Below are 26,565 nucleotides of genomic sequence, written 5' to 3' on the forward strand. Positions count from 1 at the left end.
TTCATAGAGTTGAAAGGGGAAATACTTTTGAAAACAACTTATGTAAACGCTACAATCGTAACGATGAATGAACAAAACGAAGTGATAGAAAATGGATATATCATTGTAGAAAATGATCAAATTATAGATGTAAAGAGCGGAGAATTCGCTAATGTTTTTGCAGTAGATGAAGTAATTGACATGAAAGGAAAGTGGGTTTTACCAGGGCTTGTAAATACACATACACACGTTGTAATGAGTCTCTTAAGAGGTATTGGCGATGATATGTTATTACAACCATGGCTGGAGACGAGAATTTGGCCACTTGAAAGTCAGTTTACTCCAGAGCTTGCGGTCGCTAGTACGGAATTAGGATTACTTGAAATGGTGAAAAGTGGTACAACATCATTCTCTGATATGTTTAATCCAATTGGAGTAGATCAAGATGCAATTATGGAAACGGTATCAAAGAGTGGAATGCGAGCTGCTGTTTCAAGAACTTTATTTAGCTTCGGAACGAAAGATGATGAAAAGAAAGCAATCGAAGAAGCTGAAAAATATGTGAAGCGTTACTATAACGAAAGTGGCATGTTAACTACGATGGTTGCACCGCATAGTCCATATACATGTTCCACAGAATTATTAGAAGAATGCGCACGTATTGCAGTAGAAAATCAAACGATGGTTCATATTCATCTTTCGGAAACAGAGCGTGAAGTACGTGATATTGAAGCACAGTACGGAAAACGTCCAGTAGAATATGCAGCAAGTTGCGGGTTGTTTAAACGTCCAACGGTTATTGCGCACGGCGTAGTATTAAATGAAAATGAGCGTGCATTTTTAGCAGAACATGATGTTCGAGTAGCACATAACCCAAATAGTAATTTAAAACTAGGTTCTGGTATAGCAAATGTAAAAGCGATGCTAGAAGCAGGAATGAAAGTAGGAATTGCAACAGATAGCGTGGCATCTAACAACAATTTAGATATGTTTGAAGAAATGCGCATTGCAACATTATTACAAAAAGGTATTCATCAAGATGCAACAGCGTTACCAGTTGAAACGGCTCTTACACTTGCGACTAAAGGAGCTGCTGAAGTAATAGGAATGAAACAAACAGGATCACTTGAGGTCGGAAAATGTGCTGATTTTATTACGATTGACCCATCTAATAAGCCGCATTTACAACCAGCAGATGAAGTGTTATCGCACCTTGTATATGCTGCTAGTGGAAAAGATATAAGCGATGTAATTATTAACGGAAAACGTGTCGTTTGGAATGGCGAATGTAAAACGTTAGATGAAGAGCGTATTATATTTGAAGCGAGTCGTTATAAACGAGGTTTACAAAGATAGGTATTTGAAAAAGCTATCCTTTTTAAAAGGGTAGCTTTTTTTCGTGAACGAATAAATATTCAAAAGAATGTCGCATCTTTCTGTTCATATTTCTGCTATAATATATAACGCTTTATAATATTTTATACTTAAGGAGAACAACTCATGAAGCGAAAAAGGAGCCATTTAATGGTAATGGCACTTGTTACATCTTTATTATTAACAGCTTGTAATAATAAAGCGAATAAAAGTGAAACAGAGGCAAAAAAACAAGTATTAAATGTAACAGTATCAGAAGAAATTCCTTCTCTTGATACTGCGAAAACGATGGATGGTACATCAGCACACGTTATGCAAAACATATTTGAAGGTTTATATGTATTAGATGATCAAGATGAGCCTGTTCCAGCGGTAGCAAAATCGTTTAAAAGAAGTGAAGATGGTAAAAAATATACATTTGATTTGCGTAAAGATGCAAAATGGTCAAATGGAGACAGTGTGACAGCTGATGATTTTATGTTTGCATGGAAACGTGCAATTAACCCTGAAACAGCGTCTCAATATGCGTACATGCTCTTTCATGTGAAAAATGCGAAAGAAATTAATAAAGGAACAATGCCTCTTGATAACCTGGGAGTTAAAGCAATAAATGATTATAAGTTAGTAGTAGAACTCGAACAGCCAATTCCGTATTTTTTACAGTTGTTAGCACTGCCTATTTACTTACCACAGCATAAATCATTTTTGAAAGAACAAGGAAAGAATTATGCATTGGACCCTAGTAATCTCATATATAACGGGCCATTTGTATTAGAGAAATGGAAGCATGAACAAGAGTTTCAATTAAAGAAGAATGCTACATATTGGGATGAAAAGAAAGTGAAATTAGACGAGATAAACTTTCAAATTGTAAAGGATACAATGACGGCTGTTAATTTATACGAAGCTGGTAATTTAGACCGGGTGCCTATTAATTCTCAATTTGTAGACAAATATAAAGGGAATAAGGAATTACATATGTCGAGCGAACCTGGAATTGCTATGCTACGTTTTAATGAGAAAAATAATGCGTTAGCAAATAAAAAGGTGCGTCAATCTATTTCATTAGCGTTAAATAAAGAAGATTTCGTTGCTCACTTTATTAATAACGGGGCCAAGTCTGCAAGCGGACTTGTACCGGCTGGTCATATACACGAAGAGACTGGTAAAGATTTTAGAAAAGAAAACGGAGATCTTTCTCCTTATGACTTGCAAAATGCGAAAAAGATTTGGGTAGAAGCGAAAAAAGAAATGGGAGTAGACGAAGTAAACCTCGAATTTTTAACATATGAACAAGATAATGCAAAACGTATGGCAGAATATATAAAAGGTGACTTAGAAAAGCATTTGCAAGGATTAACGATACAAATTAAACAACAGCCATTTAAACAAAAATTACAGTTAGAACAAACAGGAAATTACGATATATCTATGGCAAATTGGGGACCAGATTATAAAGACCCAATTAGTTATTTAGAACTCTTTACGACGGATAATCAGAATAACAAAATGAATTATTCTAACCGACACTACGATGAATTAATAAAGAAAGCGAAAAGCGATCTAGTACTAGATCAGAAGAAAAGATGGGAAGCATTGCAAGAGGCCGAGCGTATTTTACTAGAGGATGCTGCGGTCGCACCGCTTTATCAAATGGGATCAGCTTACGTACAAAAGGATTATGTAAAAGGAATTGAGAAGCATCAATTTGGTGGTGTTTATACTTATAAGAATGCTTATATCACTAAAGAATAAATACAAAAAACCTTACTTATTAAAAGTAAGGTTTTTTTAACAGAGGGCAGGGAAATCCTTTGGTGGTGTTCCCGACTTGTTTAAAAATTGAATGTAATTTCTATTCTTTGTAGGGATGTAATATTGGAAAAAGAAGAATAGAAATATAGCATACATGGAATAAGGGAATGCAGTACAGATCAGCATACAAGCATTCTCTTTCTGTAACTATGTTTATTTTTAATTATATAAAAAAAATATTAGATTATATATTTTGTCCTTGGTATACTTAAAAGGTAATTTGGGGTATTAAGATGAATTGATAGAGGTGTTTGCGTGGAATTATTTGAGTATTATAAAAAAAGGGGCCGATTTAAGTGTTTAATTGGGACAGGGATTTTTCTCTTTGGATTATATTGTCTGTATAATAGTTGGGGTGATGTTAATTGGGGAGAAATAATATTTATGGTTATAGCTTCGTTTGTTTTTTGGGGAATTGGGTTTTGGCAATTAAGAAAAGGGAACTTATTAAAAGAGAATATAGCTAAAAATGATTTGAAATTTTGGGATATTGATACTTATGTTTTACTAGAATTACCTCAAAATAATAAACATTACGGTTTATATACTCCGGATGGGGCCTATATAGTAGGAACAACTATGGTTTCAACTGATATAATTTCTTCAAAATTACCTTTTTTAAAAAACAAGCAAGTTATTGGATTGGAAGCAAGGGATGGGGAAATTCTTGCATATTTTCATAGTGAAGTTGAAAACTATGATTGGGCTATTTATGACTCGAATTATAATTGTGTAGGTATGTTTAAAGAAAATATGATACAAGGATTTGGAATGGTACGTGGTTCTTTAATGAATGAAAAAGAGATAAAACTTTCTGAGATTGAAGTAGAATTTGACTTTTTTGAAACGTCTTTTCGTACAATGGATGATCGTATATTAATAAATTGTAAGAGAGGATATATGCCTTTAGAATGGAGTGAAAGATTCGGATTAAATGTACCCATTATTAAATTAGGCAATAATATCTCTGATGCTGAAAAGATATTTGGTTTAGGGGTTCTTATCTATATTTTAGAGACAATTAAAGTAAGAAAGAGTAGGGTTTTTAATGATTAGAATTAAATGTTTATGTTATAAGATTTATTGAATGTGTTATTAGTTATTAGGGGGATATAAATGGGGAATATACAAGTTAAACCGGAAGAATTAAGAAGAATTGCAAAAAATTTTAAATATGCTAGTAATGTAGAATCAGATCGTCATTTGAATATTCAAAGGGAGTTATTTAATCTTCAAATGAAATGGATTGGTGCATCAAGTTTAAGTTTTTATAATGATTTACCTAGAATGAATAAAGCACATGAATCTTTTCTTAATATGTTAAAACAAATAGAAGATGAATTAATGCGTATAGCAGAGAAGTTTGAAAAAGCTGATATGGAATATTCGTCTAAAAACTCTAAAAATGATTCACTTTTGATGAATTCAAAGTCAGTGGTTGAAACAGGTGCTGGAGTACTTGTAAAGGGAATTGGTAATGTAATTAATGGTGAAAAGTATGAAAAATCATTTGTAGATGAAAAAGGAACTGGTGGTCTATTTATTAAAGGTCTTACAGTTGAAGCCGAGCCATTTGTAAGCTCTCGTACTTATGATAAATTTGATATGAAAGATAAAAACAAGAGGGAACAAACTTTTGGACCTATGGTTGGTTTTACGGTAGCTCAAGCTGGAATAGAACTAGAGAATATTAAAGGATCTAATGTGGGAGCTGAAGCTAAAGTAGCACTTGCTACTGCAGAGTTAGGTGCTCATGTAGAAAATGGGAATTTACATATAGGAGCTGAAGCTACTCTAGTAAAATATGAGAGTGCTATAAAAATACCACTTCCATTTTCTGATAAAAAGTTACAAATTGGAGGATCGGCGTCACTTGGGACAGTAGGGGGATCTTTAGAAGCTGGAAAAGGCGGAGTAAAATTCCATGTGCCAGTTGGTCCTGGTGTTGGTCTTTGGGGATTTGGTGGAGAATTTGCTATTAAAGAATAAAGGGGAAAATTAGTATGAATAAGAAAGTGAAAATTTTAAAATATTTTATGGTTATATTAGCTTGTATTGCAATTTTTGGGACAGTTCTACCTAATGCATTAGATCCAAATGAATCACTAGCAGGGAAAATTTCAATTGCAACTTTTGGTACAATTGGAGCTTGTTTACTATTCTCTATTATGTATTTTATTGTAAAAAAAGTTATTTTAAGAGGTGGGAAATAAGATGGGACAAAATTTAGAGTTAGAATTACTTCCAATAGGTTCTGTTGTAATGTTTAAAGATTGGGAACATCCATTAATGGTTTATGGAAGAAGACAGAGGGATTCTGAAACAAAAAAAACATGGGATTATGTATGTTGTTATTTCCCTCATGGTAATATTTCTTCAGAGTACAATTTCTTTTTGAATCATGAAGATATCTCTAGTGTGTTACATCTTGGTTTTATTGATGAAACAGAATTAGAATTTCAAAAATTATTTAAAAAAGAAATTGAAGAAAAGCAGTGATTCTTTTAAGCTATTGGTGTTTTTGAAATAGTTAAAGAATGAATCTTAATTCATATACATAAAAAAGGGGAATTTTTATGAAATTACTACGTTTATTTATGATTCTTACTCTTGTTGTATTGTTAAGCGCATGCAATACAGCAACACAAGTCACAAAGGTTCAAAAAAATGGCGAAACGACTTTGAAAATTGGTTCGTTGCAAGGGTATTACGATGTGCAAACGGTTAAAGCTGAAAAAGGAAATGTGGAAATTCCTTATGAAGCAGCCGTTGAGGAAGGTACGATTTTATTACAAGTTACAAAAGATGATAAGGTTATTTATGAAGAAGAAGTTACTTCTCAAAAAGAAGGTCTGCTTTCTTTTGAAGCGCCAAAATCCGGATCATATGATTTAATTGTACGCGTGAAGGGTGAAAAAGAGAAAGCAAAAGAAATTCAAATACATACTAAGCTATGAAAAAACGGCAAGTGGAGTGCACCCGCTTGCCGTTTTCATTTTCGGTTGATTCTATCACAACATATGTTTATCAATGTAAGAAGTGATCCGCTGAGTCCTACTGTTTATTCCGCCGAAATTCCTGATGAAGTTAAAATAAGAGATGAACAAAAGAATGTGTTACAAATTTGATAACTCTTTTTTACAAGATAAAAAGACTGGGTTTGATGCGTTTGTATTAGAAAGGGTTCTAGATGGTAAAGGGGGACGTAGGATGATGATTTTTTTAGAGAAGGTGTCCCAGACTTTACTACAGATATTGATTATATATGGGGGTAAATAAGTTGAAAAACATTGAAATTCTAAATAAATACATTGAAGGGTTTTCGGATACTCTCCCTACGTGGTTAAAGTATTTAATTGAGGCAGAGGAGATACATCAAAACTATGAGAATGTACAAGTGCTTGGAACATTAAAAACAGATGCGGTGTTGTACTATGTACACCGTACGCTACAAGTGTTAGATGGACTGCCTTTAGATGAAGAAGCGTATCGTATTATTGAAAAGGTACTAACGTATAGTGAGCTTGCAAAGGTAGGATCTTTAAAACAGCGGGAGCAATGGAAGAAAAAAGGGATTAATCTATTCGTACATAACGAGGGTTCTGCTGATATTTTTAGTGATATTCAGTTTATTGGACGTGTAGAGACAAACTTAAACTCTACTGAGTATTTGTTTATTCGAGATTTAATTAGAACACATGGATTAATTGGGCAGTATATCCGCGGGGAGGCTCGTTTGGACTCTCATGTTGATTTAATTAACACATATAAAGAAGAATACGGAGACGTTAGGTTAAAGGAGATTATATACTATCTTAACCAGTGTATTATTGAGGGTGTATCAAAAACTTTGTGGAGCGAAGTAAAGAATGATGTGAAGATTACAATTGATGGTCTGTTTGATGGTTATGTGGAGCCATTTACTTCTCGCATACATAGACTCACGCCAAAACATAAGGAGTCAGTATTTGAAAAAGATATAATTATGGGGAGCGAGAAGAGTGACGTTCAAACATTCTTATCCGATAAGGATTTGTGGTATGTAGAACCGTCTATGCATGCCCTTAGCTTCGAGGATATTTGGACAGTGTTTGTTATGTTAAAGAATGAGATAGGCACTAGAAAGATTCAGCATATACATTTCGAGAAATTGATGCAGCAGTTGCACTATGATTTCAAAGGTGAGAAAAAGGACAACGTATATCGTAAGCGGGTTATTGAGAAGTATCTACGGGAGTACCGTGAGAATGAGAAGCCGAATACAACGCATGTTTCCTTTGAGGTTAAAGTTGATGAAGATATGAAAACTGCGTATGTGTCGTTTCAGTTTTCTGCTGTAGGTGAGGCGTTAATTACCTTCTGTGTAGAGGCCGAAAAGATAGACATGATGCATGCTCGGGCAAATGTACTGCTCTTTGATTTCTTCGGGTTACGAAAGGATGCATATGATAGATTCCATAACGAAGAAGTGTATCTGGAGCATATGAATAGTTCGGCTGATGATAAACGAATTATTCTTGATTATATAAAGGGAGATACGATTGTAGATGTCGGAGCCGGTGGTGGTGTCATGCTAGACATGATTGAAGAAGAGACCAAGGATAAACGAATCTACGGTATCGATATTTCCGAAAACGTGATTGATACGTTGAAAAAGAAGAAACAGAACGAGGGACGTTCTTGGGACGTCATTAAAGGGGATGCAATCAACTTAAGCAGCTCGTTTGAAAAAGAATCGGTTGATACGATTGTATATTCTTCTATCCTTCATGAGCTGTTCTCTTATATCGAGTATGAAGGTAAGAAATTCAATCATGAAGTAATTAAAAAGGGGCTGCAGAGTGCCTATGAGGTGTTAAAGCCAGGAGGTCGTATTATTATTCGTGATGGCATCATGACCGAAGATAAAACGTTAATGCGTGTGATTCATTTTAAAGATGCAGGTGGAATGAAGTTCTTAGAGCAGTATGTCCGTGAATTTAAGGGGCGCATAATCCAGTATGAAATACTTGCAGACAATACAGTCAAAATGTCTGTTAACGATGCAATGGAGTTCTTATATACGTATACATGGGGCGAGGATTCCTTCGTTCACGAGGTGCAAGAGCAGTTTGGAATATTTACGCCAAACGAATATAAGGATTTCGTAAAGGGTATCTTTGGAGATAAAATAAACATCGTTCAAGCTATGAACTATTTACAGGATGGATATACACAACATCTTAGCGAGAAAATCGAGTTTAAAGATGAGTCTGGCAATGTGGTTGCGCTACCGGATAGTACATTCTTTATGGTTTTAGAAAAGAGGTAATGATGTTGAAAAAATTTAAAAATACAATTTTAAAAAACTTAATTTAAATTTGATGAGTTGAAGAAAGCCGCGATGTTAATAAAAAGTTGTGTAGTTTTGCCCCTTTAGATAATTTAGTCTAAAGGGGTATTTATATTAAAAAAGAGATTCTGTAATTGTTGAAGAGGAAGGTAGAAACATTAGATCAACAGCAGGGTAAGAAGAGAGTTATTTGTGATGCATCTCACAACATAAATACATATATAACTTTACAATTAGAATATCAATTTATGGGAGGGTTAATATTGATAAATCTTGATTTTAATGAAAATCCATTTATTGTAATATGGGAGTTGACAAGGGCATGTCAATTAAAATGTCTGCATTGTCGTGCAGAAGCACAGTATCATCGTCATCCTCTAGAGCTAACATTCGAAGAAGGAAAAAAACTAATTGATGATATATATGAAATGGAAAATCCAATGCTTGTATTTACTGGTGGAGATCCATTAATGCGTTCAGATGTATATGATATTGCGGAATATGCAGTGAAAAAAGGTGTTCGAGTATCTATGACGCCAAGTGCCACCCCGAACGTTACGAAAGAAACGATTCAAAAAGCAAAAGAAGTAGGACTTGCTAGATGGGCATTTAGTTTAGATGGACCAACAGCTGAAATACACGATCATTTTAGAGGGACAGAAGGGTCATTTCAATTAACGATGAATGCGATTCGTTATTTGCATGAATTAAAAATTCCTATTCAAATTAATACTGTTGTTTCTAATTATAATGTGGATGTACTTGAAGAGATGGCAGTATTAATAGAAGAATTAGAATGTGTACTCTGGAGTATATTTTTCTTAGTTCCAACAGGGCGAGGTAAGGAAAAAGATATGATTTCACCAGCTCAACATGAAAGGGTATTCCGTTGGCTATATCAGCTTAGTAAAAAGGTTTCTTTTGACATTAAAACAACAGCTGGTCAGCACTATAGACGTGTTGTGATTCAAGAAAAAATGAAAGAACATAAAAAGGAAAATCAGGTCATTCAATATCAGGATGTATTGATGAATGGAACAACGGGGCGAATTGATGGGCTTGGGCGTGCTCCAAAAGGGGTGAATGATGGGAACGGTTTTGTATTTATCTCTCATATTGGAGATGTATATCCAAGTGGGTTATTGCCGATTAAAACTGGGAATATTAGAACAACATCGCTAGCTGAAATATATCGAAACTCCCCTGTTTTTCAAAACCTTCGTAATCCTGACAATTATAAAGGAAAGTGTGGTGTTTGTGAGTTTCGATATATTTGTGGGGGATCTCGTTCTAGAGCATATGCAATAACGGGAGATTACATGGAAAGTGAACCTTTCTGTGTATACATTCCAAAAGCATTAAGAAAACAGAAAAAGAACGTAAAAAAGGGAAATGAGTAAGAATATGCTCATGCCCCTTTTTTAGATTATATAATTTATTGTACTGATGATCTAAGAAATGAAAAACGCTCGCTTTCCTATCTTTCGTTAAAGATCCACTATCCTGATTCATTATGCTGAAACGAGTTTTTACGCATAATTTCTATTAAACTCATTTTAATAAAGAATAATAGTTCGTGTCATAGGGGATATCATCTTGATACATATAATTTTTTAGAACGCCTTCTTTTTCAAATCCTAATTTTAATAGCACTTTATTGGAAGCCTCATTTTCAAGAAAGACAATTGCCCCAATCCTCTTTAAGTGAAGTGTGTGAAAACCGTATGCTATAACTTCAGAAACAGCTTCCGTCGCATATCCACTTCCCCAGTGTTCAGGGAGAAAGGCATAACTTATATTGGCTCGTTTGTGCTCAGAAGACCAATCGTGAAACCCGATTGTTCCAATAAGTCCTTTCTTGTCTTTTAATTCGATTCCCCATTTTATACCACTTCTTGCATTGTAACTGAGCTTAAAGTTATGAATGACTTGTTTCACTTGATCAACATCTTGTAATGGTTTTTGACCATAATAGCGCAGTACTTCAGTATTAGAAAAGCATTGTAGAATACTCGGTGCATCTTTTTCTGTAAGTTCTCGTAAAATGAGTCGGTCGGTTTTCAATATAGGAAACATGCTTTCACTCCATTTCTTCTGATAGAATGTGTTGTTATTATATAATCTAGTCTGAAAATAAAGATTATTCAAGTGAGAAGTACGGTTTTAATTTATGATAAAATTGATTGTGGAATATATTTCAAAAAGAGGTTTGTATATGGAGAAAAATTCAATTTTGATTGTAGATGATGATCAAGATATTGTTCGATTTGTGAACGTAAATTTAATGCAAGAAGGTTTTAAAGTTTTTAGTGCTCATAACGGAGAAGATGCTTTAAAAATAATAAATAATAACAGTATTCAACTTGCTATTTTGGATATTATGATGCCACAAATGGATGGAATAGAATTGTGTAGAAGGATTAGAGAGAAACATAGTTTACCAATTATGTTTTTAAGTGCGAAATCATCGGATGTAGATAAAGTAATTGGATTTAGTACTGGGGCAGATGATTATATTGTGAAGCCGTTCAGTACAATTGAATTTATAGCGAGAGTGAAAGCTCAATTAAGAAGGTATACATATTTCAATCAAAATGCTATCCGAGTAATAGAAAAGAAAATAAATATTAGAGGGTTAGAAATCGATGAAGTGTCGAGAACAGTAATGTTATATGGAGAAACAATCAATCTTACGAAAACTGAATATGATATTTTGTACTTAATGGCCGCTGCGAAGAATCGTGTGTTTACTATTGAAGAAATATATGAGAGCGTTTGGAAAGAAAGAGCCTATGAAAGTAATAATACAGTAATGGTTCATATTGCAAGATTAAGAAATAAAATTGAAGAGAATCCAAAAGAGCCGAAGTTTATTCAAAATGTTTGGGGAGTCGGATATAAAATTGAAGATTAAATCATTACAAGGCATTAGAGCTAAGTTTTTTATCGCATTCATCTGTAGCATTTTGTTAGCAACTGTAAGTATAATAGCGTTTCAAATATTAATTGGAAATATATATGGTCAAGTTACCGAATTAGAGAAAAAATATTCATTTTTATATTTAATAGCTTTTTTAACTTTTACTACAATATACTTTGCATTCATGACAAAAACAATGATGAAAAGATTATCTGAAATTAACAAGAGTGTGAAGCAAATAAGTAGTGGTAATTTGGAAATACATATACCTATTTCAAAAAATGACGAGATTGGTGAATTAGCAGCGAATGTTAATAGAATGGCTAAAAGTTTAAAAGAGTCTATCGAAAATGAAAAAAAATCGCAGGAAACGAAAAATGAAATGATCAGCAATATTTCTCATGACTTACGAACACCTGTAACATCTCTAATCGGTTACGCGGACTTGTTAGGAAATCAGCTTCATTCAAATAGAGAAGAATGTGAACAGTATGTAAGTATATTAAAGCGAAAAAGTTATGAATTAAAAAATCAAGTAGATGATTTATTAGAATATTGTCAAATAAATTATAGGAAGATTGAATTACATAAAAGTGTAGTAAATATGAAAGCGTTCATTGAACAAATCATGATTGATTTTGTACCACAACTAGATGATGCCGATATGAGCTTTTGTATTAATGGTGATAAGGAGTTACATGTGGAAATGGATGTAGCGCTTATGGTAAGGCTGTTCGAAAATGTAATTAGTAATAGTATTATGTACGGGAAAGACGGAAAACAGATTTTGATTCAAATTTCTAAAAGAGACATGAATGTTGAAATAGAAATTAAAAATTTTGGACAATGTATTCCGAATGAGAACCTTCCTTACGTTTTTGAGAAGTTTTATCGTGGTGAAAAATCACGTAGCTCTCATACGGGTGGAAAAGGAATGGGACTTGCAATTGCGAGAAGTATAGCAGAGCTTCATAAAGGGGATATCACTGTGTGCAGTAACGAGAAAGAAACTGTTTTCACCATCGTTTTACCGCATTATAAAGAATTGTAAGAAAGTCGTAAGTATTTCTTTTATATGTCGTAATTTTTACTTCGTATTATGTAGAACAAAGATATGAGAGTGAGGATACAACATGTGGAAGAAATATGTATTAATAATTTTAGTTGCATTTTTAATTATAAGTTGGAGTGTAGTTTATTTAGCCCATGGTGTTATATCAGTCATTTTTTGGTGGAGTATACAAGCCTTTAGCATAGTATCACTCTTTATTTTGATAGGATCAGTTTTACTATTTGTGTGGAAAGGGATTTTCAGAAAGCGAATAGATAGAGCGCTACTCTTCATCGTTCTTTTCTCTATAATTGGTGCTTGGCCTTTAGGGTGGTTTGCTAACATAGGGGGACTTGCTTATCCAGCAGATGTACATTCTATGAATCCTAAAGCAGTAGTTCGCTTTCCTTTGAATGAACGAGCATTAGTGGGATGGGGTGGTGATCGATTAGAAACGAACTATCATGTTATAAAACCAAATGAACGCTGGGCATATGATATTCTTATTCCGCCTGCTGAAGTGAAAAGTAGTATGTTAGAGGATTATGGAATATATGGAGCGGAAGTAATGGCACCAGCTTCTGGAACAGTTGTATCTATCAATAATGATGAAAAAGATGTAGTTCCAGGAGAGGATGATTTTCAGTCAATGGCGGGGAATCATATTTATTTACGACTAGATGAATCAGGGACATTTATGGTTCTGGCCCATTTAAAGAAAGGATCAATTAAAGTGAGGGAAGGACAACATGTAAATGAAGGAGAGGTTCTTGCCCAAGTCGGTAACTCCGGAAGTTCAAGTGAGCCGCATTTACATATTCATCATCAAAGGCAGGATCCATCAAAGGTGAGTATATTTCTTTCGGAAGGATTACCACTGTACTTTCGAACTGAAAAAGATGCGACGATGCCAAAAAGAGGTACATACATAAGTGGTGAGTAGAAGAGAATTATTTCACTAAAAAAGGTATTCCAGTTTTATTGGAATACCTTTTCTTATTAACCTACAAAAGTTTGATACAGTAAGAAAATATTTAAAATGATAACAAGTGCAGCAATGATCCAAGCGATAAAGGTTGTTATACGGTGATTAACGAGCGCACCCATAATTTTTTTACTGCTTGTAAACATAATAAGAGGTACTAATGCAAAGGCAATACCGAATGATAAGACGACTTGGCTCATGACTAGAGCGTAAGTTGGATTTACACCTAAAGCGATAATAACTAATGGTGGAATCATTGTAATAAAGCGGCGTAAGTATAACGGAATATGCATTCGAATGAAACCTTGCATAATAATATCACCTGACATTGTACCGACAGAAGAGCTAGATAGTCCTGCTGATAAGAGCCCAATTCCAAATAAAGCAGCTGATACAGGACCGACTAAAGTACTGAACTGGTTAAAAGCAACATCAAGGTCTTCGACATGTAAGCCATTTTTAAAGAATAGTGCAGCAGCAACAATTAACATACTTGCATTAATTGCTCCGGCGATAACCATTGCGATAATAATATCAATAAACTCGAAGCGGAAAATCTTTTTCTTTTGTTCATCATTTGTTCCGACTACGCGGCGCTGCGTTAAGGCGGAATGTAAATAGATTGCGTGTGGCATAACTGTCGCACCTAAAATTCCGGCTGCAAGTAATATGCTGTCTACACCTTGGAATTTTGGAATGAAAAGTCCTGAAAGTAGAGGACTTAATTCCGGTTTTGCATAAAAGACTTGTACACCAAAAGCGATAACAACGATAAAAATCATTCCTGTTATGATAGCTTCTAATGGACGGAAGCCTCTACGTTGAAATTCAAGAATAATAAATGATCCGACTGCTGTAATTAAAGCGGCTGGTAACATCGGAATTCCAAATAATAAATACAATCCGAGTGCTGCCCCGATAAATTCAGCTAAATCAGTAGCCATAATAACGAGTTCACCTTGTATCCATAAGCCAATGGATACAGGCTTTGGGAAGTTTTCTCGAGCAATTTCAGGAAGGTTTCTGCCTGTAGCGATTCCTAATTTAGCTGATAAAGTTTGGATTAATACAGCCATTAAATTAGACGCAAGAATTACCCAGAGTAGTAAATATCCATATTGTGATCCAGCGGCAATGTTTGTCGCGAAATTGCCAGGATCAATATAAGCGACTGAAGCGATGAAAGCAGGACCTAAAAAGGGTAATAGTCTTTTTAAACCTTTCGTTTGTCCGCTTAATGCTAAGTGCGCTGATTGAACAGTTGTACTTTGAGAAGGGACTTGTTCATCTTTTGATATATCTTTATTCATAGTCGTTTTCCCCTTTGAAATGTTAACTTGATGAAATTATTGTAAGTATTCTTATTGTTTATTTCAATACATTTAAATGTATTGGTGATATTTTTATTTGAACATAAATGTTTCCTTAGTGCAAATTATATGCCTTTATGCAATGAATGGTGTGACGATGTGAAAAACTTTTGGAAGTTTATGGTTTGTAGATAAGGGGGAAGATAATAAATTAAAGGGCTAATTTTGAAATTTATGTGAACATAAAGCCGATAATATAGCATATTAATTGATGGAATTGCATTTGTATGATATATAATATATTGGGATTACAACATAACCATAGTGTTTTGGTGTGTAATCTTGTTTTTTATTTTTGTTAACTGATAGAAAATAGTATAAAGAAAAGAAAATGGGATTCATTTTCTTATTATATATGTTTTGATATGAACGTTAACTTATACATGATTTTAAAAATTAGATAGGTGGTAGAAATACATTGGCAACTACAAAACCATATAGAGTATTACTATATTACATGTACACAACAATTGAAAACCCAGAAGAATTCGCGGCAGAGCATTTAGCATTTTGTAATTCACTTGAATTAAAAGGTAGAATTCTTGTAGCAAAAGAAGGTATTAACGGAACTTGTTCTGGTACTGTAGAACAAACAGAGAAATACATGGAAGCGATGAATAACGATCCACGTTTTGACGGTATCGTATTTAAAATAGATGAAGAAGAGGGGCATGCATTCAAGAAAATGCACGTGCGTCCTCGTCCAGAATTAGTTACACTTCGTCTAGAAGATGACATTAATCCACACGAAATCACTGGTAAGTATTTAGAGCCAAAAGATTTTTATGAAGCAATGAAACAAGAAGACACAGTTATCATTGATGCACGAAATGATTATGAATTTGATCTAGGTCACTTCAAAGGCGCGATCAAACCTGATATTGAATCATTCCGTGAATTACCAGATTGGATTAGAGAAAACAAAGAAACGCTTGAAGGTAAAAAGATTTTAACATACTGTACTGGCGGAATTCGTTGTGAGAAGTTCTCTGGTTGGTTAGTTCGTGAAGGTTACGAAGATGTAAGCCAGCTTCACGGTGGTATTGTAACGTACGGTAAAGACCCAGAAGTACAAGGTGAGCTTTGGGATGGACAATGTTACGTGTTCGATGAGCGTATCGCTGTACCAGTAAACCAAAAAGAACATGTTATCGTTGGTAAAGACCACTTCTCAGGTGAACCTTGTGAGCGCTATGTAAACTGTTCAAATCCAGAATGTAATAAGAAAATTTTATGTTCTGAAGAAAACGAAGCGAAATATTTACGTGCATGTTCTCATGAATGTCGTGTAAGCCCACGTAACCGCTACGTAGTACAACACGAATTAACTGAAGAGCAAGTAGCTGCTGCATTAGAAAAAATCGAAGCAGGGAAGTAAGCTAGATTATTGTAATAAAAAAGTACTCCAAATTTTAGTTTGGAGTACTTTTTTTATTATGTAGTTTTTCTTTTGTCAGTTTTTTTCGGTAAGTCGATATATCTTAAAAATCGCCGATAAAAATTTCATTTACTGAAGCGTACCACGCATTTGTAATTTGAAAATAACCTTCTTTACTTCTTATCATCTTTCTCTTTCACAGCAGAAAGTACAGTTTGTTTTACCCATGCTTTTCTTCGTTTATGTTGTATACCCCATTGGTATAAACTTTGCGCACCTAAAATAAGTGAAATGACGATGCCGCTAATTGCAATTAAAAGCGCGAAAAATTCAAGTGGCGACGATATTTTGTTTGAATCGGTGTTTCTTAAAAGATCAATCATAGTAAACCCTAACATTTGGCCTACTACAGAGTAGAGTGTTAAAATTAATAATAAAAGGCTATCTTTTTTTGAAGCGACATTTTCTTGATATTTAAACAAACTATCAAGATTTTGTTTTGCATTCGAGTATAAAACCTCGATATTAAAAAGTTTTCTTAAGCGAAAGAAGATATCTTCACTCTGTGATTGGGATACTAGTTCTAAAGAAAAGTAATTCGCTGTAAACGAATTGATTGAATAAATTAATTTCTCTATTTCATTTGTATCTTGTTCAATGTTTAGTTCAGCATAAGCGTTTGCCATTTTTAATAAAACAACTTTATGAAATAGATTTAATAATAAAGCGTAATAAAACTCCCCGTACATTTGACTAGCAAGTTTAGCGATTGCTTGCTCATCTTCGTTTGTTATACATGTGAAAATATGTTCTTCCAAAACAAAGTAGCGATTAGGAGCCCATCTTTGATAAGAATGTTTTGTTAAATAATCTTGAATATAAGGAACATTATTTGCACTAATATAGGGCTTACCATCGTCTGTTAATCCGGAAAGACTGGAAGCTCGGTATACATTCACTTCATTAAATTCCATATCTTCTTTTATAGATAATAAAGTTTGAACATACATTCTTTGGTCTTCAAAGAAAGGAAAGGTTTGAAAGTAAGAGCTCCGCAATCTCTTTTTCTCGAAGAAGTCTGTTACACCATGAAATAAATCACCGAATATAAGTTTTTCCACTTGGGAATATTTTTTTCCGTTACATTCAATACAAATAGTCTCGTTTGTATCATTTTTAGTTTCAAGTACACGGAAGCGGGCGGCGAATTCGATTGCTTCTGATAATGTCATGTTTGGAGCAGTTTCTACTTCTGTCCGAATTGTTAAGAAGCCGAGCTCATAAGGACAAAGTGTTACGTCAATAGAATGAATCTTGAATGGAACGGAAATCAAATTTGTTGTTAAATGTCCAGTTAAGTTAAGGTCTTTAGAATAGCGTTGTAATCCTTTTTCATGTTCTGAGTGAGGAAATAGTATTTTATTTGTAAATGAAAGATAGTATGCTTCCATATTTTGATGTGAAACTTGAAACTTTCCGTAGTATGTATTTTCATTTTCAAGATGATCGAGTCGAAAAGGGCGAAAATCATTTTTCTGTAAGAAAGGGAACATATTTTGTTCATATCCAGCTTTAAAAGAAAACGGGAATATAAATTGAAATATAGCTGTTGTTACATCTTTTTCCTCGATTGTTTGTATTGCCTCCATTTACATTGTTTCCTTTCATATATGCTATAAAAACAACATACCCAAATTTATTTGAAAATAACCACTGTTTTATACTTGATTGAGTATGAAAATTCAGCTTATTTAGCAGGGGACATGTATAATGTTATGTATACTAAAAGTTATAAAATTGTATTTTGAAAAGGGGGATGTTGTATGCGTATTTTAGTATTAGGGGCTGGAGGCGTTGGAGGATTTTTTGGTGGCCGATTAGTCGAAAAAGGGGAAGATGTTACGTTTCTTGTTCGTAGTAAACGTAAAAAACAATTAGAGGAAAGAGGACTTGTAATCAGAAGTATTAACGGTGATTTTTCCTTCCAACCGAAATTAATAACGAAAGAAGATCGAACTGCTCCATTTGATGTCATTTTATTTTCAACAAAAGCGTATCACTTAAACGAGGCAATTCAAGATTTGAAGCCGTTTGTAGGTGAAAATACGGTCATCATTCCATTGTTAAATGGTATCGCTCATGTATCACTATTACAAAAGGAATTCGGCGTGGAAAAAGTAATTGGCGGTTTATGCTTTATCGAGACGACGTTAAATGATCAAGGAGAAATTGTACAAACTAGCGCTGCCAACAGACTTCTGTTTGGAGAAATGAAGTTTCAAGATTCAGAGAGAATACAGCATATTGCTAAAGCATTTGCAGGTACGAAATCTAGTTTTGTTTTAAGTGAAAATATTACACAAGATATGTGGCATAAATATTTATTTATTACTGTAATGTCGGGTGTGACGACATTATTGCGTGCACCGATAGGGCCGATTCGGGAAAGTGAAGGTGGACGCGATTTTATCCAAAACATATTTGAAGAATGTGTACAAATTATGAGATCTATGGAAGCGCCAGTTAAGGATAATATTGCCCAGGAACATATGAAAACAATAGATAAAATTTCGTATGATATGAAGTCATCGATGCAGCGTGATATGGAAAAAGGTTCGTCCATTGAAGGGGAGCACTTACAAGGATACTTACTCGATGTAGCAGAACAATTTTCTATAGAAGCACCGTTATTGGGTGCGGTATATCAAAATTTAAAGGTGTATGAAGAAATGACCTTTAACAAATCAGCAATAGAATTGGATGTATGAAAAAATAAAAAAGAAAGCAATATATAAGTGTATTGCTTTCTTTTTTATGACAAATTATTTATTTCTTTTCGTTCTATCTGTCAAATTTATTTCCTGTTCACGTTTACCGTATAATTGATTAATTTCATTTGCTAATGCATCTAAATAGGAATCGGAAAAAATAGGCTTCTTTTCTTTAGACATGTAGGTCTCCTTTATCGATTTTTTAGTATTCATTATGTATATTTACCGGCGGATTATGCGCAATCATTTTAAATTTTTTCTTTTTCGAAATTTTTGTTTACATTTTGAAAATAAAGGAGTATTATAATCCACAGTTTCAATTTTCTAAATCGCTGAAACCGCATGGTGCGGGGGACCCGTTCTTATGGATTAGTTCTTAATCCAATGGGGTGAATCCTTGAAAAAGGTAGGGCTACTCATAGGCCCGAATCCGACAGCTAACCTCGTAAGCGTTATATTGAGAAGGAAGGTGGAGCTTGTGCGACAAAAAATATAATGTCTACAAGTCTATTTCGTTATGGCTTGTAGACATTTTTTGTTTTCTGAAGAAATCGTTTATCCGCTGTAACTAGCAGAAAAGTTCGTACAAAATTATTGGAGAGTGGACAGCAGTGGTTTCATCTATCAAAAAGTTTTTAATTGGAAGGCCGTTAAAATCAACTGAGCTTGGAGAGCAAAAGCTTAATAAAACGAAGGCGTTAGCTATTTTATCTTCTGACGCATTGTCATCGGTTGCATACGGACCAGAGCAAATATTAATTGCATTAGCAGGTCTTGGGGCAATAGCATATTGGTATTCCATTCCGATAGCTGTTGGGGTATTAGTGTTATTAACTGCTCTTATTTTATCTTATCGACAAATTATTTTCGCTTATCCGCATGGCGGAGGAGCGTATGTTGTATCAAAAGAAAATTTAGGGATGAATCCAGGGTTAATAGCTGGAGGGTCTTTATTAGTCGATTATATTTTAACTGTTGCAGTAAGTGTATCAGCAGGCACAGATGCGCTTACATCAGCTTTTCCTAGTTTACATGCACATAATGTAATCATTGCGATTATATTTGTTATTTTTATTACTATTTTAAATTTAAGAGGGGTAACGGAATCGGCTTCCGTTTTAGCATATCCTGTTTATGTATTTGTTCTAGCACTATTTATATTAATTGGTGTAGGTATTTATAATATTATAACTGGTCAAGTTTCACCGACATTACACACGCCAATTGGAACACCAGTTGCAGGAATTAGTTTGTTCTTACTGCTACGAGCATTTGCTTCAGGAAGCTCTGCTTTAACAGGTGTTGAGGCGATCTCCAACGCAATTCCAAACTTTAAAGATCCTGCACCAAACAATGCAGCGAAAACATTGCTTGCAATGGGTGCATTACTTGCTGTTTTATTTTCAGGAATTGTCTTTTTAGCTTATTATTACGGAATTAATCCAAGTAAGGAAGTAACGGTTGTTTCACAAATTGCTGAACAAACTTTTGGACGTAATTTCATGTACTATTTCATACAAGGTACAACTGCTTTAATATTAATTCTTGCTGCTAATACAGGTTATTCTGCATTTCCACTATTAGCAGTTAATCTTGCAAAAGACAAATTTATACCGAGAATGTTTATGATTAGAGGAGACCGCCTAGGATACTCAAACGGAATTATTATACTTGGAATCGCATCGATTATTTTAATTGTAGCTTTCCAAGGACAAACGGAACATTTAATTCCGTTATACGCAGTAGGTGTATTTATTCCGTTTACCCTTTCTCAAACGGGTATGGTATTAAAATGGCTTCGTGAAAAACCTGAAGGATGGGCTTTGAGATTAACGGTCAATTTAATTGGAGCAGTCATTAGTTTTATCGTAATGAGTATGTTCTTTTTAACTAAATTCGCACAAGTTTGGTCGATCCTTATTTTCTTACCTGCAATCATATTCCTGTTCCACCGAATTAAGAAGCATTATGATGCAGTAGGCGATCAATTAAGTTTAAAAACTTGTGAGAGAATTGTTCCGATTGAAGGAAATGTAATTGTCGTTCCTGTGGCTGGTATGACACATGTGGTAGAAAATTCGTTGAACTATGCGAAGTCTCTTTCTGCAGATCAAGTTATCGCTGTATATGTTGCTTTTGACAGAGAAGAAGAGAAGAAATTTGAAGAGAAATGGAAGAAGTGGCAACCTGAAGTAAGACTTGTTACATTGCATTCTCATTATAGAAGTATTCTTCAACCGCTAACAAAGTTTATTGATACAGTGCAATATAAAGCGAGTGAATCAAATTACCGAGTTACTGTAGTTATACCACAGTTCATTCCGAAAAAAGGTTGGCATAACATTCTTCATAATCAGTCTAGTTTACTCATTCGTGCGTATTTACTCTATAAAAGAAATGTAGTTATTACGACAGTTCCATATCATTTGAAAAAGTAAGAAGATTTTTTAAGGATAGCTTCATGAAAGTGAAGCTATCCTTTTTGTGTATACACTATGCATAATTGCATATGAGTCTAAAAAATATATTGATATAATTTTTGTATCTGTAAATAAGTAGAGGTTTTTGTTGTGATATATGGATATTTCAATTGAAAAAGTGAAGAGGATTATATTTTGGAATAAGGACAGGAAAGCTTGAAAATAAAGGGAATGAAAATACTTCTTTACGTTATATAAATAGCTGTGTTTAAATGACCTTACAGTACAAAACTTACATAAAAACAAAACGGAATTTCATATTGACGTACGTTTTTTAGTTTATAATGAATAATATTTTCATGTAATATATTCACTGTGTGAATGTGGAAATGGCTATAAAATAGAAATTTTATACAATAATATTCATACTAATCACATATGAAATGTTTTATAACAATAAGTAAGTACTGTAGCAATAAAAGTTGAGAGAGGTGGTTCATACATGGATCGCGGTGAGAACGTTCTCTATTTTAACCATCTCAAATTATGTGTAAGAAAATAGAATAATAAAATGCGATAGTAATAGTTACTAATACATAGGAGGAGTTAAAGTGAAAAAGACTTTAATTACAGGGTTATTGGTTACGGCAGTATCTACGAGTTGCTTCATTCCTGTAAGCGCTTACGCTAAGGAGGGGCAAACAGAAGTGAAAACAGTATATGCACAAAATGTAATTGCTCCAAATACATTATCTAATTCAATTAGAATGTTAGGATCACAGTCACCACTTATACAAGCATATGGACTAGTGATTTTACAACAGCCAGACATTAAGGTGAATGCCATGAGTAGTTTGACGAATCATCAAAAGTTTGCAAAGGCAAATGTAAGAGAGTGGATTGATGAATATAATCCGAAGCTCATTGACTTAAATCAAGAGATGATGAGATATAGTACTAGATTTAATAGTTATTATAGTAAGCTCTATGAACTAGCAGGAAACGTAAATGAAGATGAACAAGCAAAAGCAGATTTTACAAATGCATATGGAAAATTACAACTGCAAGTACAAAGTATCCAAGAGAGTATGGAGCAAGATTTATTAGAGTTAAATCGATTTAAAACGGTATTAGATAAAGATAGTAGCAACTTATCAATTAAAGCCGATGAAGCAATAAAAACACTACAAGGATCAAGTGGAGATATTGTGAAATTAAGAGAAGATATAAAAAGAATTCAAGGAGAAATTCAAGCAGAGTTAACGACTATTTTGAATAGACCGCAAGAAATTATTAAAGGTTCTATTAATATCGGTAAACAAGTATTTACAATTACAAATCAAACTGCACAAACGAAGACAATTGATTTCGTTTCTATCGGTACTTTAAGTAATGAAATTGTAAATGCTGCAGATAGCCAAACGAGAGAAGCCGCTCTTCGCATTCAGCAAAAGCAAAAAGAGCTATTGCCACTTATTCAAAAGTTATCACAAACTGAAGCAGAGGCAACACAAATTACATTCGTTGAAGATCAAGTAAGTAGTTTTACAGAACTAATTGATCGCCAAATCTCAACTTTAGAAACGTTATTAACGGATTGGAAAGTTTTAAACAATAATATGATCCAAATTCAAAAGAATGTTGAAGAAGGCACATATACAGACAGTAGTTTACTACAAAAACATTTCAACCAAATTAAAAAAGTAAGTGATGAAATGAATAAACAAACGAATCAATTTGAAGATTACGTTACAAACGTTGAAGTACATTAAAAATAAGTAACGATATAGGGAGAGAAGAAAAATGACAAAAAAACCTTATAAAGTAATGGCTCTATCAGCACTTATGGCAGTATTTGCAGCAGGAAATATTATGCCGGCTCATACGTATGCAGCGGAGAGTACAGTGAAGCAAGCTCCAGTTCATGCGGTAGCAAAAGCTTATAATGACTATGAGGAATATTCATTAGGACCAGAAGGCCTAAAAGATGCAATGGAAAGAACGGGTTCAAACGCTTTAGTAATGGATCTGTACGCTTTAACAATTATTAAACAAGGTAATGTTAACTTTGGAAATGTATCGTCTGTTGATGCTGCTTTAAAAGGGAAAGTAATTCAGCACCAAGATACAGCTAGAGGAAATGCGAAGCAATGGTTAGATGTATTAAAACCACAGCTTATTTCAACGAATCAAAATATCATTAACTACAATACGAAATTCCAAAACTATTATGATACTTTAGTTGCTGCAGTTGATACAAAGGATAAAGCGACTCTTACGAAAGGTTTAACTAGATTATCAAGTAGTATTAATGAAAATAAAGCGCAAGTAGATCAGTTAGTAGAAGACTTGAAGAAATTCCGAAACAAAATGACGTCAGATACGCAAAACTTTAAGGGAGACGCAAATCAAATTACATCTATATTAGCTAGTCAAGATGCAGGAATCCCGCTTCTGCAAAATCAAATTACAACGTACAATGAAGCAATTAGTAAATATAATGCAATTATTATTGGTTCATCAGTTGCGACAGCGCTAGGCCCAATTGCAATTATCGGTGGTGCAGTAGTTATTGCTACAGGTGCAGGAACGCCGCTAGGAGTCGCGTTAATTGCAGGTGGTGCAGCAGCAGTAGGCGGTGGTACAGCTGGAATCGTATTAGCGAAGAAAGAGCTTGATAATGCACAGGCAGAAATTCAAAAAATAACAGGACAAGTTACAACTGCGCAATTAGAAGTAGCAGGGTTAACGAACATTAAAACGCAAACTGAGTATTTAACAAATACAATTGATACTGCAATTACAGCACTGCAAAACATTTCAAACCAATGGTACACAATGGGATCAAAATACAATTCTTTACTTCAAAATGTAGATTCAATTAGTCCGAATGACCTTGTTTTCATTAAAGAAGATTTAAACATTGCGAAAGATAGCTGGAAAAACATTAAAGACTATGCAGAAAAGATTTATGCTGAAGATATTAAAGTAGTAGATACGAAAAAAGCTTAATCGAATACGAATCGTTAGAGCGTTAAGTATTGATGAATGATTTGAAGCTCCTGTTCAGTTGTGAGCAGGAGTTTTTTATACTCTTATAAAGAAAATAGGTGAAAAGTATGCAGAAAAGATTTTATAAAAAATGCCTTTTAACGTTAATGATTGCTGGGGTGGCAACGAGTAACGTATTTCCTTTACATCCTTTTGCAGCAGAACAAAACGTAAAAACATTGCAAGAAAGTGCGGAAAATTATTCGTTAGGGCCAGCTGGATTCCAAGATGTAATGGCACAAACGACATCGAGCATATTTGCAATGGATTCATATGCAAAATTAATTCAAAATCAGCAAGAGACTGATTTAAGTAAAATAAGTTCGATTAATAGTGAGTTTAAAGGAAATATGATTCAGCATCAAAGAGATGCAAAAATTAACGCGGCTTATTGGTTAAACAATATGAAGCCCCAGATTATGAAAACAGATCAAAATATTATTAATTACAATAATACTTTTCAAGCGTATTATAATAGCATGCTAGTTGCAATTGATCAAAAAGATAGCGTCAAGTTAAAAGCGGATTTAGAAAAGTTGTATGCGGATATTGTAAAGAATCAAAATGAGGTAGATGTATTATTAGGGGATTTGAAAGCCTTCCGCGATAGAATGGCGAAAGACACAAATAGTTTTAAAGAGGATATAAATCAATTAACATCGATTTTGGCAAGTACGAATGCCGGTATTCCAGCTCTAGAGCAACAAATTAATACATATAACGATTCAATCAAGAAGAGTAATGATATGGTTATCGCTGGTGGCGTACTTTGCGTAGCGTTAATAACATGTCTTGCTGGCGGACCGATGATTGCGATTGCGAAAAAAGATATCGCAAATGCAGAAAGAGAAATCGCCAATTTAAAGGATAGAATTTCTGGCGCACAAGCAGAAGTCGTAATTTTGACAGATGTGAAAAATAAAACAACAAATATGACAGAAACAATTGATGCAGCAATTACAGCACTGCAAAATATATCAAATCAATGGTATACAGTAGGGGCAAAATATAATAATTTACTACAAAACGTAAAAGGAATCAGCCCTGAAGAATTTACCTTCATAAAAGAAGACTTACATACAGCGAAAGATAGCTGGAAAGATGTAAAAGATTATACAGAAAAATTACATGAAGGCGTGGCGAAGTAAACAGTGGACTAGTTCCGCTGTTTATTTTTTATCCTTTTTTTGTGAGAGTTGGACTTGTAATTTGATATATAAATTTGCTGTGTTTTTTTATTAATGTAGCTTTGGGTAATGTTTAATCAAATCGATACTAATAACCTAGATTTACTTCTGATCAAGTCTTTTATATTTAATGTTTTAATGAAAAAAGCTATACTGTAAGCAAAACTAAAAATTGGAAAGGAAATACTAGAACATGGAAAATTATCTGTTATTTATCCTTACAGCAATGTTAATCATAATGATGCCTGGTCCTGGTTTTGCACTAGTTACAAAAAACACTATTTCGCATGGGAAAAATGGTGGGATAAAGACTGTTTTAGGAACGATATCTGGAATGATGATTCATACAATAATGGCTACGTTAGGGCTCTCTGCTATCCTAATGAAATTTGCTATGTTATTTACATTTATAAAATATGCTGGGGCTTGTTATTTAATTTACTTAGCTGTAAAGTCAATTAAAAGTGCCTTACATAAAAAAGAAGATATATCAGGTTCAATAGAAATGGACTCTAAGGATATTGGGTCAATTAAAAGCTTTAGACAAGGATTTACTACGGCAATTTTAAATCCAAAAACTGCTGTGTTTTTCCTTAGTTTTTTACCCCAATTTATTGTGAGTAATCAAAATCATTTCCTCCAATTTCTTTTATTAGGAGTCACATTTACGACTTTGACAGCAATATGGTATTTACTTTATATCTCACTCATACGTCAATTAAGAACTTTTTTAAGAAAAGAAAGAGTGAATCGTACAATAGAGGGGATTACAGGCGCGGTATTATTAGTATTTGGAGTTAGATTGTTTTTCCAAAAATAAATATGTATATGAAAAGAGAAATAATCACTATTGATTATTTCTCTTATTTACTTATTCCACAACTACTATTTTACAATTGATTTCACACCCTCATACTGAGTTTATACAAATA

Annotated in this window: 23 protein-coding genes and 1 riboswitch; of the genes, 19 read left to right on the plus strand and 4 right to left on the minus strand. The window is 33.8% G+C overall.

The window, feature by feature from the left end:
* The first annotated feature begins 9 nt into the window (after positions 1-9).
* The 9 genes from FS742_RS01810 to FS742_RS01855 all read left to right on the plus strand — a co-directional run bounded on the left by FS742_RS01810 (position 10) and on the right by FS742_RS01855 (position 9,900).
* Positions 10-1,335, plus strand: coding sequence for a bifunctional S-methyl-5'-thioadenosine deaminase/S-adenosylhomocysteine deaminase (locus FS742_RS01810; RefSeq protein ID WP_144610959.1), 1,326 nt, complete (start codon positions 10-12; stop codon positions 1,333-1,335).
* A 144-nt stretch (positions 1,336-1,479) separates the two neighbouring features.
* Positions 1,480-3,108, plus strand: coding sequence for a peptide ABC transporter substrate-binding protein (locus FS742_RS01815; protein ID WP_144610960.1), 1,629 nt, complete (start codon positions 1,480-1,482; stop codon positions 3,106-3,108).
* Between the two features lie 315 nt (positions 3,109-3,423).
* Complete coding sequence (locus FS742_RS01820; protein ID WP_144610961.1) at positions 3,424-4,224, plus strand: ABC transporter ATP-binding protein; 801 nt, start codon at positions 3,424-3,426, stop codon at positions 4,222-4,224.
* Between the two features lie 60 nt (positions 4,225-4,284).
* A complete protein-coding gene (locus tag FS742_RS01825) occupies positions 4,285-5,157 on the plus strand; it encodes a WXG100 family type VII secretion target (RefSeq protein WP_144610962.1) in 873 nt (290 codons plus the stop codon).
* Positions 5,158-5,171: 14 nt separating this feature from the next.
* Positions 5,172-5,381, plus strand: a complete 210-nt coding sequence (locus FS742_RS01830; protein ID WP_144610963.1) for a hypothetical protein — start codon at positions 5,172-5,174, stop codon at positions 5,379-5,381.
* Between the two features lies 1 nt (position 5,382).
* Positions 5,383-5,667, plus strand: coding sequence for a DUF4176 domain-containing protein (locus FS742_RS01835; RefSeq protein ID WP_144610964.1), 285 nt, complete (start codon positions 5,383-5,385; stop codon positions 5,665-5,667).
* A 77-nt stretch (positions 5,668-5,744) separates the two neighbouring features.
* A complete protein-coding gene (locus tag FS742_RS01840; RefSeq protein ID WP_048527289.1) occupies positions 5,745-6,125 on the plus strand; it encodes a BA_1872 family lipoprotein in 381 nt (126 codons plus the stop codon).
* Positions 6,126-6,433: 308 nt separating this feature from the next.
* Positions 6,434-8,479: a class I SAM-dependent methyltransferase gene (locus tag FS742_RS01850; protein ID WP_144610966.1), complete on the plus strand. Its 2,046-nt coding sequence runs from the start codon at positions 6,434-6,436 to the stop codon at positions 8,477-8,479.
* 269 nt (positions 8,480-8,748) lie between these two features.
* Positions 8,749-9,900 (plus strand): TIGR04053 family radical SAM/SPASM domain-containing protein, encoded by a 1,152-nt coding sequence (locus FS742_RS01855; RefSeq protein ID WP_186327155.1) that lies wholly within the window; start codon positions 8,749-8,751, stop codon positions 9,898-9,900.
* A 151-nt stretch (positions 9,901-10,051) separates the two neighbouring features.
* On the opposite strand, the gene FS742_RS01860 is transcribed toward FS742_RS01855, so the two are convergent.
* Positions 10,052-10,576, minus strand: a complete 525-nt coding sequence (locus FS742_RS01860) for a GNAT family N-acetyltransferase (protein ID WP_144610967.1) — start codon at positions 10,574-10,576, stop codon at positions 10,052-10,054.
* A gap of 139 nt (positions 10,577-10,715) precedes the next feature.
* Here FS742_RS01860 and FS742_RS01865 point away from each other — a divergent pair, with 139 nt between their 5' ends.
* From FS742_RS01865 to FS742_RS01875, 3 genes are all read left to right on the plus strand, one after another.
* Positions 10,716-11,414 carry a response regulator transcription factor gene (locus tag FS742_RS01865; protein ID WP_144610968.1) on the plus strand — a complete coding sequence of 233 codons (699 nt, stop codon included), beginning with the start codon at positions 10,716-10,718 and terminating at the stop codon, positions 11,412-11,414.
* Positions 11,404-12,471: a sensor histidine kinase gene (locus FS742_RS01870; RefSeq protein WP_144610969.1), complete on the plus strand. Its 1,068-nt coding sequence runs from the start codon at positions 11,404-11,406 to the stop codon at positions 12,469-12,471. The genes FS742_RS01865 and FS742_RS01870 overlap by 11 nt, the downstream gene beginning before the upstream one ends.
* An 82-nt stretch (positions 12,472-12,553) precedes the next feature.
* The gene (locus FS742_RS01875; RefSeq protein WP_144610970.1) at positions 12,554-13,414 is read left to right on the plus strand and encodes a M23 family metallopeptidase; all 861 of its coding nucleotides are present in this window, start codon (positions 12,554-12,556) and stop codon (positions 13,412-13,414) included.
* 56 nt (positions 13,415-13,470) lie between these two features.
* Here the strand turns inward: FS742_RS01875 and FS742_RS01880 are convergent, their stop codons facing one another.
* On the minus strand, positions 13,471-14,766 hold the full coding sequence (locus FS742_RS01880; protein WP_048527295.1) for an Nramp family divalent metal transporter: 1,296 nt from the start codon (positions 14,764-14,766) through the stop codon (positions 13,471-13,473).
* A 478-nt stretch (positions 14,767-15,244) separates the two neighbouring features.
* On the opposite strand from FS742_RS01880, the gene trhO reads away from it, so the two are divergent.
* Positions 15,245-16,204 carry an oxygen-dependent tRNA uridine(34) hydroxylase TrhO gene (gene trhO / locus FS742_RS01885; RefSeq protein ID WP_061676675.1) on the plus strand — a complete coding sequence of 320 codons (960 nt, stop codon included), beginning with the start codon at positions 15,245-15,247 and terminating at the stop codon, positions 16,202-16,204.
* Positions 16,205-16,377: 173 nt separating this feature from the next.
* On the opposite strand, the gene FS742_RS01890 is transcribed toward trhO, so the two are convergent.
* Positions 16,378-17,853 (minus strand): hypothetical protein, encoded by a 1,476-nt coding sequence (locus FS742_RS01890; protein WP_144610971.1) that lies wholly within the window; start codon positions 17,851-17,853, stop codon positions 16,378-16,380.
* A 174-nt stretch (positions 17,854-18,027) separates the two neighbouring features.
* Here FS742_RS01890 and panE point away from each other — a divergent pair, with 174 nt between their 5' ends.
* Entirely contained in the window at positions 18,028-18,972 is a 945-nt protein-coding gene (gene panE / locus FS742_RS01895) for a 2-dehydropantoate 2-reductase (protein ID WP_144610972.1), read from the plus strand.
* 54 nt (positions 18,973-19,026) lie between these two features.
* Here panE and FS742_RS27850 read toward each other — a convergent pair whose 3' ends face one another.
* A complete protein-coding gene (locus tag FS742_RS27850) occupies positions 19,027-19,155 on the minus strand; it encodes a hypothetical protein (protein ID WP_000031869.1) in 129 nt (42 codons plus the stop codon).
* A gap of 140 nt (positions 19,156-19,295) precedes the next feature.
* Positions 19,296-19,442, plus strand: a riboswitch (cyclic di-AMP (ydaO/yuaA leader).
* Positions 19,443-19,586: 144 nt separating this feature from the next.
* Here FS742_RS27850 and FS742_RS01900 point away from each other — a divergent pair.
* From FS742_RS01900 to FS742_RS01920, 5 genes are all read left to right on the plus strand, one after another.
* Positions 19,587-21,413 carry an APC family permease gene (locus tag FS742_RS01900; protein WP_144610973.1) on the plus strand — a complete coding sequence of 609 codons (1,827 nt, stop codon included), beginning with the start codon at positions 19,587-19,589 and terminating at the stop codon, positions 21,411-21,413.
* Between the two features lie 593 nt (positions 21,414-22,006).
* Positions 22,007-23,167: a non-hemolytic enterotoxin NHE subunit A gene (gene nheA / locus FS742_RS01905; RefSeq protein WP_144610974.1), complete on the plus strand. Its 1,161-nt coding sequence runs from the start codon at positions 22,007-22,009 to the stop codon at positions 23,165-23,167.
* A 31-nt stretch (positions 23,168-23,198) separates the two neighbouring features.
* The gene (gene nheB / locus FS742_RS01910) at positions 23,199-24,407 is read left to right on the plus strand and encodes a non-hemolytic enterotoxin NHE subunit B (RefSeq protein ID WP_105433739.1); all 1,209 of its coding nucleotides are present in this window, start codon (positions 23,199-23,201) and stop codon (positions 24,405-24,407) included.
* Between the two features lie 107 nt (positions 24,408-24,514).
* Positions 24,515-25,594, plus strand: a complete 1,080-nt coding sequence (gene nheC / locus FS742_RS01915; protein WP_144610975.1) for a non-hemolytic enterotoxin NHE subunit C — start codon at positions 24,515-24,517, stop codon at positions 25,592-25,594.
* 232 nt (positions 25,595-25,826) lie between these two features.
* Positions 25,827-26,453: a LysE family translocator gene (locus tag FS742_RS01920; RefSeq protein WP_144610976.1), complete on the plus strand. Its 627-nt coding sequence runs from the start codon at positions 25,827-25,829 to the stop codon at positions 26,451-26,453.
* The last annotated feature ends 112 nt before the right edge of the window (positions 26,454-26,565 follow it).

The organism is Bacillus cereus (assembly GCF_007678085.1).
In the GTDB taxonomy this organism is placed as follows: Bacteria; Bacillota; Bacilli; order Bacillales; family Bacillaceae_G; genus Bacillus_A; species Bacillus_A cereus_BE.

Excerpts from the sequence above, each read along its gene's own strand:
- FS742_RS01815 (WP_144610960.1), top strand. The coding sequence starts at position 1,480 with ATGAAGCGAAAAAGGAGCCATTTAATGGTAATGGCACTTGTTACATCT.
- FS742_RS01825 (WP_144610962.1), top strand. The coding sequence starts at position 4,285 with ATGGGGAATATACAAGTTAAACCGGAAGAATTAAGAAGAATTGCAAAA.
- FS742_RS01830 (WP_144610963.1), top strand. The coding sequence starts at position 5,172 with ATGAATAAGAAAGTGAAAATTTTAAAATATTTTATGGTTATATTAGCT.
- FS742_RS01835 (WP_144610964.1), top strand. The coding sequence starts at position 5,383 with ATGGGACAAAATTTAGAGTTAGAATTACTTCCAATAGGTTCTGTTGTA.
- FS742_RS01840 (WP_048527289.1), top strand. The coding sequence starts at position 5,745 with ATGAAATTACTACGTTTATTTATGATTCTTACTCTTGTTGTATTGTTA.
- FS742_RS01850 (WP_144610966.1), top strand. The coding sequence starts at position 6,434 with ATGGGGGTAAATAAGTTGAAAAACATTGAAATTCTAAATAAATACATT.
- FS742_RS01855 (WP_186327155.1), top strand. The coding sequence starts at position 8,749 with ATGGGAGGGTTAATATTGATAAATCTTGATTTTAATGAAAATCCATTT.
- FS742_RS01860 (WP_144610967.1), bottom strand. The coding sequence starts at position 10,576 with ATGTTTCCTATATTGAAAACCGACCGACTCATTTTACGAGAACTTACA.
- FS742_RS01865 (WP_144610968.1), top strand. The coding sequence starts at position 10,716 with ATGGAGAAAAATTCAATTTTGATTGTAGATGATGATCAAGATATTGTT.
- FS742_RS01875 (WP_144610970.1), top strand. The coding sequence starts at position 12,554 with ATGTGGAAGAAATATGTATTAATAATTTTAGTTGCATTTTTAATTATA.
- FS742_RS01880 (WP_048527295.1), bottom strand. The coding sequence starts at position 14,766 with ATGAATAAAGATATATCAAAAGATGAACAAGTCCCTTCTCAAAGTACA.
- FS742_RS01890 (WP_144610971.1), bottom strand. The coding sequence starts at position 17,853 with ATGGAGGCAATACAAACAATCGAGGAAAAAGATGTAACAACAGCTATA.
- panE (WP_144610972.1), top strand. The coding sequence starts at position 18,028 with ATGCGTATTTTAGTATTAGGGGCTGGAGGCGTTGGAGGATTTTTTGGT.
- FS742_RS27850 (WP_000031869.1), bottom strand. The coding sequence starts at position 19,155 with ATGTCTAAAGAAAAGAAGCCTATTTTTTCCGATTCCTATTTAGATGCA.
- nheB (WP_105433739.1), top strand. The coding sequence starts at position 23,199 with ATGACAAAAAAACCTTATAAAGTAATGGCTCTATCAGCACTTATGGCA.
- nheC (WP_144610975.1), top strand. The coding sequence starts at position 24,515 with ATGCAGAAAAGATTTTATAAAAAATGCCTTTTAACGTTAATGATTGCT.
- FS742_RS01920 (WP_144610976.1), top strand. The coding sequence starts at position 25,827 with ATGGAAAATTATCTGTTATTTATCCTTACAGCAATGTTAATCATAATG.